The 12,894-nt window shown below is 35.6% G+C and carries 14 protein-coding genes; 2 read left to right on the plus strand and 12 right to left on the minus strand.

Translation table 11 applies throughout. From position 1 onward, the window contains the following. Positions 1-5: 5 nt before the first annotated feature. Together TEPIDINF_RS05450 and TEPIDINF_RS05455 are read right to left on the minus strand one after the other, a co-directional pair. The gene (locus TEPIDINF_RS05450) at positions 6-1,745 is read right to left on the minus strand and encodes a DAK2 domain-containing protein (RefSeq protein ID WP_069799652.1); all 1,740 of its coding nucleotides are present in this window, start codon (positions 1,743-1,745) and stop codon (positions 6-8) included. Between the two features lie 15 nt (positions 1,746-1,760). Then, positions 1,761-2,123 carry an Asp23/Gls24 family envelope stress response protein gene (locus tag TEPIDINF_RS05455; RefSeq protein ID WP_068724544.1) on the minus strand — a complete coding sequence of 121 codons (363 nt, stop codon included), beginning with the start codon at positions 2,121-2,123 and terminating at the stop codon, positions 1,761-1,763. 221 nt (positions 2,124-2,344) lie between these two features. On the opposite strand from TEPIDINF_RS05455, the gene rpmB reads away from it, so the two are divergent. Continuing rightward, positions 2,345-2,533, plus strand: a complete 189-nt coding sequence (gene rpmB / locus TEPIDINF_RS05460; RefSeq protein ID WP_068724546.1) for a 50S ribosomal protein L28 — start codon at positions 2,345-2,347, stop codon at positions 2,531-2,533. Between the two features lie 82 nt (positions 2,534-2,615). Here the strand turns inward: rpmB and spoVM are convergent, their stop codons facing one another. The 5 genes from spoVM to proV form a co-directional block, all read right to left on the minus strand. Further along, positions 2,616-2,699, minus strand: a complete 84-nt coding sequence (gene spoVM / locus TEPIDINF_RS05465) for a stage V sporulation protein SpoVM (protein WP_068724548.1) — start codon at positions 2,697-2,699, stop codon at positions 2,616-2,618. Between the two features lie 135 nt (positions 2,700-2,834). After that, positions 2,835-3,482, minus strand: coding sequence for a thiamine diphosphokinase (locus tag TEPIDINF_RS05470; protein ID WP_069799650.1), 648 nt, complete (start codon positions 3,480-3,482; stop codon positions 2,835-2,837). A 131-nt stretch (positions 3,483-3,613) separates the two neighbouring features. Further along, positions 3,614-4,513: a glycine betaine ABC transporter substrate-binding protein gene (locus TEPIDINF_RS05475; RefSeq protein WP_220126432.1), complete on the minus strand. Its 900-nt coding sequence runs from the start codon at positions 4,511-4,513 to the stop codon at positions 3,614-3,616. A gap of 19 nt (positions 4,514-4,532) precedes the next feature. After that, positions 4,533-5,372: an ABC transporter permease gene (locus TEPIDINF_RS05480; RefSeq protein ID WP_069799691.1), complete on the minus strand. Its 840-nt coding sequence runs from the start codon at positions 5,370-5,372 to the stop codon at positions 4,533-4,535. Next, entirely contained in the window at positions 5,365-6,573 is a 1,209-nt protein-coding gene (gene proV / locus TEPIDINF_RS05485; RefSeq protein WP_069799648.1) for a glycine betaine/L-proline ABC transporter ATP-binding protein ProV, read from the minus strand. Before proV ends, TEPIDINF_RS05480 begins: the two co-directional genes overlap by 8 nt. Before the next feature lie 317 nt (positions 6,574-6,890). Here proV and cudC point away from each other — a divergent pair, with 317 nt between their 5' ends. Continuing rightward, positions 6,891-7,442 carry a choline uptake/conversion transcriptional regulator CudC gene (gene cudC, locus TEPIDINF_RS05490; protein ID WP_068724560.1) on the plus strand — a complete coding sequence of 184 codons (552 nt, stop codon included), beginning with the start codon at positions 6,891-6,893 and terminating at the stop codon, positions 7,440-7,442. Positions 7,443-7,558: 116 nt separating this feature from the next. Here the strand turns inward: cudC and rpe are convergent, their stop codons facing one another. From rpe to rlmN, 5 genes are read right to left on the minus strand one after another with little or no spacing between them, the layout of a single operon-like run. Beyond that, a complete protein-coding gene (gene rpe, locus TEPIDINF_RS05495) occupies positions 7,559-8,203 on the minus strand; it encodes a ribulose-phosphate 3-epimerase (RefSeq protein ID WP_421691501.1) in 645 nt (214 codons plus the stop codon). A gap of 6 nt (positions 8,204-8,209) precedes the next feature. Next, the gene (rsgA, locus tag TEPIDINF_RS05500; protein ID WP_421691502.1) at positions 8,210-9,100 is read right to left on the minus strand and encodes a ribosome small subunit-dependent GTPase A; all 891 of its coding nucleotides are present in this window, start codon (positions 9,098-9,100) and stop codon (positions 8,210-8,212) included. A gap of 15 nt (positions 9,101-9,115) precedes the next feature. Beyond that, positions 9,116-11,029 carry a Stk1 family PASTA domain-containing Ser/Thr kinase gene (pknB, locus tag TEPIDINF_RS05505; protein ID WP_084818828.1) on the minus strand — a complete coding sequence of 638 codons (1,914 nt, stop codon included), beginning with the start codon at positions 11,027-11,029 and terminating at the stop codon, positions 9,116-9,118. A 32-nt stretch (positions 11,030-11,061) separates the two neighbouring features. Then, positions 11,062-11,802: a Stp1/IreP family PP2C-type Ser/Thr phosphatase gene (locus TEPIDINF_RS05510; protein WP_069799642.1), complete on the minus strand. Its 741-nt coding sequence runs from the start codon at positions 11,800-11,802 to the stop codon at positions 11,062-11,064. 10 nt (positions 11,803-11,812) lie between these two features. Next, positions 11,813-12,865 carry a dual-specificity RNA methyltransferase RlmN gene (rlmN, locus tag TEPIDINF_RS05515; RefSeq protein ID WP_068724570.1) on the minus strand — a complete coding sequence of 351 codons (1,053 nt, stop codon included), beginning with the start codon at positions 12,863-12,865 and terminating at the stop codon, positions 11,813-11,815. Between the last annotated feature and the right edge of the window lie 29 nt (positions 12,866-12,894).

A 12,894-nucleotide genomic window follows, 5' to 3' on the forward strand; every position in this document is an offset into this window, starting at 1 on the left:
ACCTCTTATTCCTCAAGGGAGAAAATAAAATAATACAATGGTTGACCGCCATTATGTATTTCAACTTCGAGGTCTGGATAAGTTTCAGAAATTCTTTTCTCTAATTCATTCAATTGTTCAATATTTACATCTTCGCCATAGATAATGGTTAAGATCTCTTGATTTGTATCAATCATTTCCTTTAATAACATAAATGACGTCTCAAGCATGTCATTGGAAGTAGAAATGATCTTTCCGTCGGCAATCCCTAAATAATCACCAGCTTTAATTTCCATACCTTCAAATTTTGAATCTCTAACTGCATAGGTTACCTGTCCAGTTTTAACGTGTGCTAAGGCTTCAACCATCAATTCTTTATTTTCTTCTAATGAAGCATTCGGATTAAATGATAATAAAGCCGTCATTCCTTGAGGAATAGATTTAGATGGAATCACCGCGACAGGCTGATCCACAAGTTTTTGCGCTTGTTCAGCTGCAAGAATGATATTACTGTTATTTGGAAGAATAATATATTTTTCTGCATGAACTTCTTTCATGGCATTAACAATATCTTCAGTACTTGGATTCATCGTTTGCCCACCACTAATGACGAAATCTACCCCAAGACTCTTAAAAATTTCACTAATCCCTTCTCCCAAGGCAACAGCAATGATTCCATAGGGTTGTACCACTTTTGTCGCTTCATCGTCCATATTTTCTTCAGTCTTTCCATTACTAGACTCAACATTTCCAGCAGTATCATGATAATATCCTTCACCTAAGACGATGTGGCTATGCTGCTCCCTCATATTATCAATTTTAATTTTATGTAGACTTCCAAAGTTCATTGCAAAATTTAAAACGTCACCAGGATGTTCCGCGTGAATATGAACTTTAACAATTTCATCGTCAGCAACAACTAAAAGAGAATCACCAAATTTAGAAATATTCTTTCTAAATTCTATCTCATCAAATGATTTAGCTTTTATTATTTGTTCATTTAGTCTAACGATAAATTCGGTACAATATCCAAATTCAATTTCTTCTGTTGAGAGCTTTGCTTGAACGGGTTGATGTTTATGAGCCATCTCTGCCAAACTAGTTTGTTCTCTATTTTCCATCACCGATTCTTCAAATTGAAGCGTTTCTTCCCCTTTTAGAGCAGCCAAAAATCCTTCATAAATAAAGATTAAGCCTTGTCCCCCGGCATCAACGACCCCAACTTCTTTTAATACAGGCAACAAATCCGGTGTCTTCAATAGAGCAACTTTTCCTTTAGCAATCGTCTCTTCCATCACTTTCACGATGTTCGTTTCACGGCGAGCCACTTTTATCGCTTCTCGAGCCGCTTCTCTAGACACCGTTAAAATCGTTCCTTCAACAGGTTTCATTACCGCTTTATAAGCAGTATCAACACCTAGTTTAAGCGCATCAGCAAATTGTTTACTATCGATGGTCTCAAAGTTACTTACATATTTAGAGAAACCTCTAAACAACTGTGACAAAATCACTCCTGAATTTCCCCTCGCTCCCATCAATAAACCTTTTGCAAGGGCCCCAGCAGCTTTGCCGATATGATCGGTATTGATTTTCTTCAACTCGTTAACACCTGATGTAAGTGATAAATTCATATTGGTTCCTGTATCACCGTCTGGGACAGGAAATACATTTAGCGCATCAACATCTTTTACATGACGATTAAGATTTTGCGCTCCAGCAAGAACCATTTGCGTAAATAATTTTCCATCTATTTGTCGGTCGTTCACAAAAATCCTCCTTACCTACACTTGGGTCACACGGACACCTTGCACCATTACATTTACTCTAGAAACCTTAACACCAATCGTATTCTCTAATGTATAAATTACTTTTTGTTGCACATTATGAGCAACCTCTGAAATTTTAGTACCGTAACTAACAATAATATACATATCAATAACAACCTCTTCATTTTCGCTACGCACTTCAATTCCTCTGCTAAGGTTCTCTCTTCTTAGTAATTCCGCAATACCATCTTTAATTTGCTTACGAGAAGCCATACCAACCAAGCCAAAGACTTCCATTGCTGCAACTCCTGCAACAGTAGCAATCACTTCGTTGGTAATAAAAACTTTGCCTAACTGATTTGACATTTCAATTGTCATGAGTTAATCCCCCTAAGAAATAGTATACCTTTGGGCTATATCTTATTTTACTATATATATTGTCATAATAAAAGTTTTTGATGATTTTTTATGGAATTCTGGTTCAAACTCGACTTGAAAAAAGGAATTTGATATGCTACTATATCCAAGTATGTAATTCTTTGTGTATGTAACATCATTATTATTCATGTTTTTTAAGTAGTTTATAAGGGGGTGGGCACATGTCTCGTAAGTGCTATGTTACTGGTAAGAAAGGGCGTACAGGAAATGCTGTAAGTCACTCCAATCGTAAAAATAAACGCAAATGGGGCGTTAATGTACAAAAAGTTCGTATTTTAGTAGATGGCAAACCAAAACGTGTTTATGTAAGTACTAGAGCTTTAAAATCAGGTAAAGTTACTCGTGTTTAATGAAGATTTTTGAATACAAAAAAGCACCAATCTTGGTGCTTTTTCTACTGTTTAAAATGAAGAATAAGTCCTATTCACGAACTTACTTCTCTTTTTGGAAGATTCCCATGACGGCTTTTACAAAGCCTCCTAAAAATTTTGGAAGTTTGATTGTATAGAATCTCACCCCTACCCCTCCCTTATGGAAACGTTCATTATTCTCAGATTTAATGAAAAGATCATCAAATACACAAGTGCCTAATACAGTATATTCATCTATCCAATAAAATGTACAAAAAAAGCAACTATTTTTTATAGCTGCTTAGTCTTTACTTTCAATGATTAATAATATTCCTTTTAAGATTGAAATCGTTCCCTTTTCCTCTACTAATTCATTACTTATTCCATAGGGTATGCCTAGTTTCATTACTGCATTTTGAAGCGGGTATTTGAATCCGGAAATCGTTAATCCCTCTACTTGATCACTAAATGGAATTAATGATACATAAGTATATTTACTTTTATCAATAATTTTTCTCTGTCCAGGTAAAAGGATTTGAATTCGGTTATTTCCACCTATCATGACAGCTTCCACATTCTTTTCAGCTGCTTGCAATAGGACATGAATGTTCGCTATTACATGGTCTAACCGGGTTCCAATCCCCCCTAATAAAGTAATGCGTTTTATATTTAAAGTAAGTGCTAACTGTACAGCTAATTCTGTATCTGTTTCATCCTTTTCGGCGGGAGACTGATGAATTCGATCGGCGTATTGGGTTTTTACTTTTTCAAAGAAAGAAGTATCAACCGAATCAAAATCGCCAACAATATAATCTGGTACAATCCCATGAATAATAAGCCATTCTGCCCCACGATCAACCCCAATTACAATTGCACTTTTTTTGATGAAGGGTAAAATGCTTTCAGTAAGTAGTCCACCTGTTACAATCATAACCTCTTCCTTACCCATTTACTGCTCCCTCACTTCTTTACCATATGGTTAGATTTATAACTAATTGTATCAAATTTATATGAATGAAGAAAAAAAGTTATCTTTCTTTACTAAGAAAAGGGACATGATTTACATGCCCCACTCTCAAGTTATTCAGCTGATAACCAAGCTTTTATTTTCTCTTCGTTCTCTTCTACCCATTTTTTTGCTGCTTCTGTCTCATCCATTCCATCCTGAATCCATCCCATTACTTGTTCCATATCGGAAGGTTCCCAATAAAATTGATCAAAGAAATTGTAAAGGGTTGGATCATCTTCTTTTAAACCTTTACGAACAAGTGTATCGATTTCCTCTGCTTCTCCATATACTCCCTTTGGATCTTCAAGATATTTTAAGTCATATTTTGCAAACATCCAATGAGGGGTCCAACCTGTTACTACAATCCACTCATTATTTTTATAGGCTCGATCTAGTGCTGCTGTCATAGCTGCATCGGAACTTGAGCGAAGATTAAGGTCTAGCCCATATTTTTCGATGGCAATATCAGTTGTAGCCATAATTCCTGCCCCAGCGTCGATTCCGACGATGTCACCATTAAATTTGTCTTTATTCTCATTTAACTCTTCAATAGAGTTAATATCCACATACTTTGGTACTACTAAACCAATAATCGTTCCTTCTAAATTAGGCCCTAAATTTTCTAACTTATCTTTGTGTTTTTCATACAATGCTTTCTGTGTGGTTGGTAACCAAGCAGCAACAGTTGCATCTGCTTCACCACTAGCGACAGAGTTGTACATTGCACCAGGATTTACCTGTTTCATATCAACTTCATAGCCTAATTTATCTTCCAGAATGGTTTTAACAACATTTGTGCTTGCAATTTCTGATGCCCATGCAACATAAGAAAGAGTAACTTTTCTTTTTGCTTTTTGTTCATTTTTTGCTGTTTGATCCTCTGAAGTTGGAGTTGAACTACATCCACTTAGAACCAAACCTAAGCTCAAAATGGAAATTAATAAGAAAACACCTACTTTTTTCATGTTCATGAAATTCCCCTCCTATTTTTTATCTATTATTTTTGCGTTGACCAAGGTTTTGGGTTAGGCGGTCTAAAATAATAGCTAATACAACAACTGCTAATCCTGCTTCAAAACCAACACCAATTTCTAAATTGGTAACCGCATATAAGACAACTTCACCCAATCCTGAAGCCCCAATCATTGAGGCAATAACAACCATGGACAACGAAAGCATAATCGTTTGATTGATTCCTGCCATAATCGTTGGCAAAGCTAAAGGGATTTGCACCTTCCATAGTTTTTGTCCGCCTGTAGAACCAAAGGAATCTGCAGCTTCAACTAATTCACTAGGTACCTGTCTAATGCCTAAATTCGTTAATCGGATCGTTGGAGGCATCGCAAATACGACAGATGAAAGCACGCCCGGTACCACTCCAATACTAAAGAACATTATTGCAGGTAATAAGTAAACAAAGGCTGGCATGGTTTGCATCATATCTAGAATTGGGGTAACAAAGTCCCTTACCACATCATTTCTTGCTGACCAAATACCAATCGGGATTCCAATAATAAAAGAAATAAAAGCTGAAGAAAGAACTAATGATAAAGTTTCCATGGTTTCTTTCCATAAATCCATATTATAAATGTATAGAAATCCTATCAAAGTAAAGATCGTCATTGATTTTTTCTTTGTTAATAACCAGGACAGTAAGACGATCCCAATGATGAAAACTGGAATAGGTATGGTTTGCAAGAAATGGGTAAGAGAATCAATAGGAACACCTACACCTTTTTTGAAGGCATCAAAAAAAGGTTGGTACTCTGTGGTCATAAATTCAGTTATTTGATCTATCCATTCTCTTATTGGTAGTTTGTGATTATTCATCCATTGGTCCATCTTCATTCACCCCGTTTCCTGATAAGGCTCCAATCACTGCGCCACGAATCACTGCCCCTTTTAAACGTTTATCTTCATCGACAACAGCAACTGGTATTTTTGCTACAGCAACTAAAGGCAATAAGTCACTTAATACCGTTTCCGGCTTAACCCTTAGCACATCTTTTATCATGACTACATCAATAGGTAAATTCTGTTTTATTGCCCTATCTGCATCCTCTGCTGTTAACGCGCCAACTAGTTGTTTTAAACGATTGACTACATAAATACTAGATATTCCCAAATCTCTCATTCTTTTTAAAGCGACTCTAGGGCCATCTTTTTCAATCGTTACCGACTCAGGTCGTTTCATTACATTAGCTGCCGTTAATACTTTAGACCAGTCTACATCTTCAACAAATCGTTCTACATACTCATTAGCTGGATTCATCATGATTTCTTCTGGCGTACCAATTTGTACAATTGATCCATCTTTCATCAATGCAATCCGGTCGCCAATTCTTAATGCCTCATCCAAATCGTGTGTAATAAAAATGATTGTTTTTTTCATTTTAGCTTGTAATTCAATTAATTCATCTTGCATTTCTTTTCGAATCAAAGGATCTAAAGCACTAAAGGCTTCATCCATCAATAAAATTTCTGGATCATTTGCTAGTGCCCTTGCTAGTCCAACCCTTTGTTGCATTCCGCCACTTAATTGATCAGGATATTGTTGTTCCCAACCCTTCAAACCGACCAATTCTAAGGCCTGTTTCGCTTGTTTTAACCTACTATCCTTATGTAAACCTTGGATTTCTAATCCATACTCCACATTTTCAAGAACAGTTTTATGAGGAAATAGCGCAAACCGTTGGAATACCATACTAATCTTTTTCCTTCTTACCTCTCGAAGTTGATCTTGTCTCATCTTCGTGATTTCCTCATTTTGAATCCATATCTGGCCAGCTGTGGGTTCAATTAATCGATTAAGCATTCGCACTAATGTAGACTTACCACTACCTGATAATCCCATAATCACAAATATTTCACCCTGATAAACATCAAAGTTCGCTTGATTTACTCCTACTGTTAATCCTGTTTGATTTAAGATTGTATTTTTATCGATTCCTTTATTTAACATTTCAATTGCTTTACTGGGGTTGTGACCAAAAATTTTAGTTAAATTTTTCACCTCTAATATCTTCTCCATAATCCACCTCTTCTCGAAGCACATTTCAAATGACTACTTTTTTATTTTAAGAAAACCTCGAATAAGAAACAAACATCATATTCCGTTATTTCCTTTTATATTGTTCATTCAGAAAAAACTGTACAAAATTATTTTAATGTATACTTAGAAATCCTTTCAGATCCTGCCATATGATACCTATCTTAACTCTTTACTGAAATGGCTCAATTAGTTACAATAAAAATCGAATGTTTTAATAAGAAAAGTACATTTTAGTATAATCATTTTTTTTAGTTTGAATGAATAAATAGACGTTAAGATGGGGAGCTGATCCATCAATGAGAGATGATCAACAAATCTTAGAAGAGGCTCGGGAAAGGGTCATTCAATCGATTGCTGATAACATGGACTTATATGGGATTACAGACTCTATAGGTAGATTATATGGTACTCTTTATTTTTCTGATCGTGCCTTAACCCTTGATGAAATGCGGGAAAGCTTAGGTATGAGTAAAACCAGTATGAGTACTGGAGTTCGAACTTTATTAGATACAAAGATGGTACATAAGGTTTGGAAAAAAGGTGTAAGAAAGGATCTTTACCAAGCAGAAGGAGACTGGTATAAAACCTTTTTTGATTTTTTCTCTACAAAGTGGAAAAGGGCTATTGAAATCAACTTAGCAGCTATTGAAAAATCAAAACAAGATTATAGTTATTTGATAGAACGAAAGGAAACTATACAAGAAATCAGAGAGCTCGCCCAATTAGACTTAAAAAAGCTAGAAGAAGCTGAAAGCTATTATTTTTGGTTAGAAAAACTAATCGACACTTTTGAGTCAGGGGAGATTTTCAAACTGATTCCAAAAATCAAAGATAACCCACAAAAGTGACGATCTCCTTCAAAGCGTATTCCGATTACTTTTGTGGGGTTCTGTTATAATAATGAAAAAAAAGTTATATTTTACCGATAAAAATAGGGGGAAGCGTTGTGTTATCCCCTTATTTCTTATCCTTTTAAACTAGTGATGGCTTTGATTCGATCATTTTGTCCAAACACAAAGGAACCTGCGACTAATACATTGGCCCCTGCTCCAATCACAGATTGATAAGTCTTGTCATTGATTCCTCCGTCTACTTCAATACCTAAAGATAAACCTCTTTCATTAATTATATCCTTTAACTTCTTTATCTTTGGAAGAGTAGCAGGAATAAAAGACTGCCCTCCAAATCCTGGATTTACTGTCATGATCAGTACCATATCTAGGTCATCAAGAACATATTCTAATTGATCTAATGGAGTAGCTGGATTGATGGCAACAGAAGCTTTCACTCCAAACTTTTTGATCAAATGAATAGTTCGGTGCAAATGATCGGTTGCTTCAGCATGTACCGAGATTATGTCGGCACCGCTTTTTGCAAAATGCTCAATATATTGATCTGGATTTTCGATCATCAAATGAACATCTAATGGCAATTTTGTAATAGGTTTTATTGATTCTACAATTAGAGGCCCAATTGTAAGATTAGGAACAAAATGTCCATCCATTACATCAATATGCAGGAGATCAGCGCCTGCCTGTTCAACGGATAGAATCTCTTCCCCTAGTTTTGCAAAATTAGCAGAAAGAATGGATGGTGCAATTTTAACCACAAGCAATTACCTCCACTTATTTTCTTCTTTTTCCTTTATCTCTTTTAAAAAGCTTATATAATGCTCATAGCGATCACGATCAATCAACTGCTCGTTTACCGCTTCTTTTACAGCACAACCGGGTTCATTCAGATGTAAACATCCTCTATATCGACATTGATCTGAAAATTGATGGATTTCTTTAAAAAATTGATTTAATTCTTCTGACTCAATCTCATGAAAATCTAGTTGACTAAATCCGGGTGTATCCGCCACCATCCCGCCTTCTGGTAAATGAATCAATTGAACAACTCTTGTCGTATGCTTTCCTCGGCCTAATTTGAAACTAATATTGGAAGTTTCTAATTGTAAATCAGGCAAAATCGCATTTAATAACGATGATTTTCCTACACCTGATTGTCCTGCAAACACCGAAATCTTGTTCTTTAACATTTCATTCAGTTCTTCTATGCCTTTTCCATTTTTGCTACTCGTTTTGATGATCGGATATTCCATCTGTTCATAAGTTTGTAGCAGGTTTTGCAACTTATTTTCTTCAGCTAAGTCTAATAAGTCTAATTTTGTAATGCAGATGATCGGTTTAATTTCTGCCTTTTCAACATGAACAATAAACTTATCTAATAATAAAGTACTAACATCGGGTTCTTTTGCTGAAAATACCAAAATGGCTTGATCTACATTGCTAATTGGTGGACGAATCAGTTGATTTTTTCTTATTTTGATTTCTGTGATAAAGCCTTCATCTTCATTCACTTGATCAAAGCTTACATAGTCTCCTACTAAAGGAGATTGTTGGCGTAATTTAAATACACCCCTAGCTTTACAAGCAATGGTTTTCCCTTCCGACTCAACATAATAAAAACTACTTAAAGCTTTTACAATTTGCCCCTCAGGCATAAAGTACCTCCAATTTTAATAATACTGAACGGTCTTCATTTTAACTAGCTTACCATTTTTATAAACATTGATTGTCCCTTGTTGATCAGGCAATAGTAGAAGTTCTATATTATCGTAAAACTTCGGTCCTGTGATCGTTTCCTTTTTCCAAATTACATCTTTTCCCCTTGCATCACGTAGAATAATCGTAATCTCTGCACTTTCATCTTCCTCAAGATCAACTAATAGATCGCTATAGATCGATTTTAATTCTTTAGGATATCCAAGGCTTACATAAATATCCACTTGATCTCCAGCAGTCACTTCCTGATTAGGATCAAAAGGAAATTGTCGATAGACTTTTCCTTCTGGTTGTTGGTAAGAATAATCTTTTTGTACCCTAGGTACTAAACCTATAGCTGTGACCATCGCAACCGCTTCTGCTTCATCTCTTCCAATTAGATTTGGCATTTTCAATTGTTCTTTTCCTTCACTTATAAATAATATTACTTTTTGTTCATCAGGTACAACCATCTCTTCAGCATTAGGTTCTTGCTTGAACACTTCGCCACTAGGGACCTCATTATTAAATTCTTTTTTTATTTCAATATGATTTTCATTGAATCCTAGCTGTTGTAGAAAGATTTTTGCTTGCCGCTGCTGCTTATTCAGCAGATTTGGCATCGCTACCTTTTCCTTACCTAAACTAATATAAAGTGTGATTGACTGACTTGTTTTCATCGTTTCACCTGGATAAGGTTCTTGTTTGATTACTTTCCCCTTTTCTACAACTGGATCTGTTTTTTCTTCTATTTTATAAGTCAGATTTAATTCTTGAAGCAGTTTAATTGCATCTTCTTTCGATTTTCCCTCTAGCAAAGGGGCTTCTATTTCTGGAACGACAAGTTTACTGCTTATATACTGAAATCCAAAAACACCAAGCAATAACAAGAAAAATATCGTTAAAATCGGGACTAATTTAGGCCGTAACGACCTTTTTTTATTTTTGCGTGACTGGGTAGAATATGCGTCATTTGCATTAAACTCCTTCATTGCAGGTATGGTTATTGTATTTTCTTCATCATCATCAAAAACATCTGTTTCCAAAAGGATCCTTGGCTCGTGGATACGTTTTGGGTCTAAAGCAGTCTTTATATCTTTGAACATTTCTTCTGCTGAAGCATATCGTTTTAAAGGATCTTTCATCAATGCTCTTAATATGATATTCTCTACACTTTGGGGAATACTGGGATCAAGTTCCCTTGGATAGATAAAATTTTCCTGTAAATGTTTTAATGCGACCGAAATAGGGCTATCCCCCGAAAAAGGTAAACTACCAGTAATCATCTCATAAAGGACAACACCTAATGAATATAAATCTGTTTTTTCGTCAGTCCAGCCCCCTCTAGCTTGTTCAGGAGATAAATAATGGACAGAACCTAAAACTGACCCTGTTTGTGTAATCGTTGCTGAGGAAACAGCTCTGGCAATTCCAAAATCCGTTACTTTTACTTGACCTTGATTTCCAATTAAAATATTATGAGGTTTAATATCACGATGTATAATATGATGTTGATGCGCATGATCTAATGCTAACGCAATCTGTTCAGCAATCTTTAAGGCCTCTTTTATTGGAAGTTTTCCTTTTCGTTGAATCACTTCTTTTAAAGTTGAGCCCTTCACATATTCCATAACAATATAGTAGATTTCTTTTTCTTCCCCAATATCAAAAATCTTAACGACATTTTCATGGGATAAACTAGCTACAGAATGGGCTTCCCTACGAAATCTCTTAACAAAGTCATCATCATGTACATATTGCTGACGTAAAACCTTAACAGCAACTTCTTCTTGAAGAACTTCATCTATTGCCCGAAAAACGTCAGCCATGCCACCTCCGCCAATTTTCTCCACAATCTTGTATCGGTTTGCTAATAGGATGCCTATCAATTCAGATCACCTCTTTTCCTGAGCCAATTCATTTAATCATGGCGAATGACAATCACAGAAATATTGTCTTCTCCACCTGCTTGATTGGCTAATTCAACCAAATGATCTGTAATCTCTTGCGGAGATAATCGTGCTTGGTTGACTACTGATAATATTTTCTCTTCAGACAAGCGGTTAGTTAAACCATCAGTACATAATAATAGAGTTTGATCTTGACTCCATTCGATAACATGCATATCAATTTTTACATTTTCATCAGTACCTAATGCCCTAGTTAATACATTCTTTTTAGGATGGTTTATCGCTTCTTCTTGAGAAATTTGGCCACTTTTTAATAATTCATTCACTAAGGAATGGTCAGTCGTAAGTTGTTTAACCTGGTTTTCAGTAAATAAATAAGCACGACTATCCCCAATATGGCCTATAATAATCCATTGAGGACTGATGATGGATGCGATAATGGTTGTTCCCATTCCCCGATAATCTTCTTGATTTATCGATTGCTGGTAAACCTTAGAATTGGCTTGGCGGATTACGAATTCTAAGGCGTTTTGATATTCTTCAATTGTTCGTTGTTCTTGAATCGTTGATTGTAATTCTTGATAGATCGTTTCGACTGCTGTCTTACTTGCAATCTCTCCAGCCAAGTGTCCCCCCATACCATCAGCAACAATAGCGATCATCAATTCATTGGTATAAGGTTCACTCAAGTACACACAATCTTCATTGATTTCTCTTACCTTGCCCACATCTGACCGAACCGCAGCTAACAAACTCCTCACCTCATAGTTTAAATTCGTGTTTTATATGTTTTGCCCGTAATTGACCACACGCTGCTTCAATATCTCCACCTTGTTCCCTTCTTATGGTCACATTTACTTTATGTTTTTCAAGGATTTTTTTGAAATTAAAAATTTGATTTCTAGGTGTTCTTACATAATCTCTTTCTGGTACATGGTTTACAGGAATTAGGTTTACATGACATTTCAAATCTTTAATTAAATTGGCTAATTCTTCTGCATGTTCATCCTGATCATTTACGTTTCCCATTAAAGCATATTCGAATGTAATTCGTCGATTTGTGGTATTTACATAATAATGACATGCTTCCATGAGCTTCTTTAATGGATATTTTCGGTTAATAGGCATTAAACGTGTTCTTAATTCATCATTTGGTGCATGTAAAGAAACCGCAAAACCTACTTGCCATTTTAGATTAGCAAAATCATAAATCCGTGGAATAATTCCACTGGTAGAAACGGTAATATGTCTTTGACCAATATTTAGCCCCCTATTGTCATTCACGATTCGGATAAATTGAATCGTAGGCTCATAGTTATCAAAAGGTTCACCTGAACCCATGACAACGATGCTACTAACCCTACCCTCTTCTTTATCAAGAATTTTTTGTGATTCAACCACTTGGGCAACAATTTCTCCAGGGGTAAGATTTCTAGCAACACCTCCCAATGTTGAGGCACAAAAGGTACATCCCATCTTACATCCTACCTGTGTCGTAACACAAACGCTATTCCCATAATCATGTCGCATAATCACCGTTTCTATCGCATGACCATCATAGAGTTGAAATAGGAATTTCACTGTTCCATCTTGAGATGTGTGCTGATTAAGAGTATGAAGGGCTTGAAATTCGAACTGATCCTCTAATTTTTGCCGAAGTGTTTTTGATAAATTAGTCATCTGTTCTATTGAATCAACCCTTTTTACGTATAACCAATCAAAAATTTGTTTTGCACGATAAGCAGGCTCTTGGTTTTCTTTTAGCCAATTTTCCCATTCTTCAAAAGTTAAATCATAAATATTTGTTTTCTCCATGTTGTTAATCACCGTTTCTTAACAAATTT

The organism is Tepidibacillus infernus (assembly GCF_048898065.1).
Lineage (GTDB): Bacteria > Bacillota > Bacilli > Tepidibacillales > Tepidibacillaceae > Tepidibacillus_B > Tepidibacillus_B infernus.

Coding starts and splice junctions, on each gene's coding strand:
- TEPIDINF_RS05455 (WP_068724544.1), bottom strand. CDS start 2,123: ATGACAATTGAAATGTCAAATCAGTTAGGCAAAGTTTTTATTACCAAC.
- rpmB (WP_068724546.1), top strand. CDS start 2,345: ATGTCTCGTAAGTGCTATGTTACTGGTAAGAAAGGGCGTACAGGAAAT.
- TEPIDINF_RS05470 (WP_069799650.1), bottom strand. CDS start 3,482: ATGGGTAAGGAAGAGGTTATGATTGTAACAGGTGGACTACTTACTGAA.
- TEPIDINF_RS05475 (WP_220126432.1), bottom strand. CDS start 4,513: ATGAACATGAAAAAAGTAGGTGTTTTCTTATTAATTTCCATTTTGAGC.
- TEPIDINF_RS05480 (WP_069799691.1), bottom strand. CDS start 5,372: ATGAATAATCACAAACTACCAATAAGAGAATGGATAGATCAAATAACT.
- proV (WP_069799648.1), bottom strand. CDS start 6,573: ATGGAGAAGATATTAGAGGTGAAAAATTTAACTAAAATTTTTGGTCAC.
- cudC (WP_068724560.1), top strand. CDS start 6,891: ATGAGAGATGATCAACAAATCTTAGAAGAGGCTCGGGAAAGGGTCATT.
- rsgA (WP_421691502.1), bottom strand. CDS start 9,100: ATGCCTGAGGGGCAAATTGTAAAAGCTTTAAGTAGTTTTTATTATGTT.
- rlmN (WP_068724570.1), bottom strand. CDS start 12,865: ATGGAGAAAACAAATATTTATGATTTAACTTTTGAAGAATGGGAAAAT.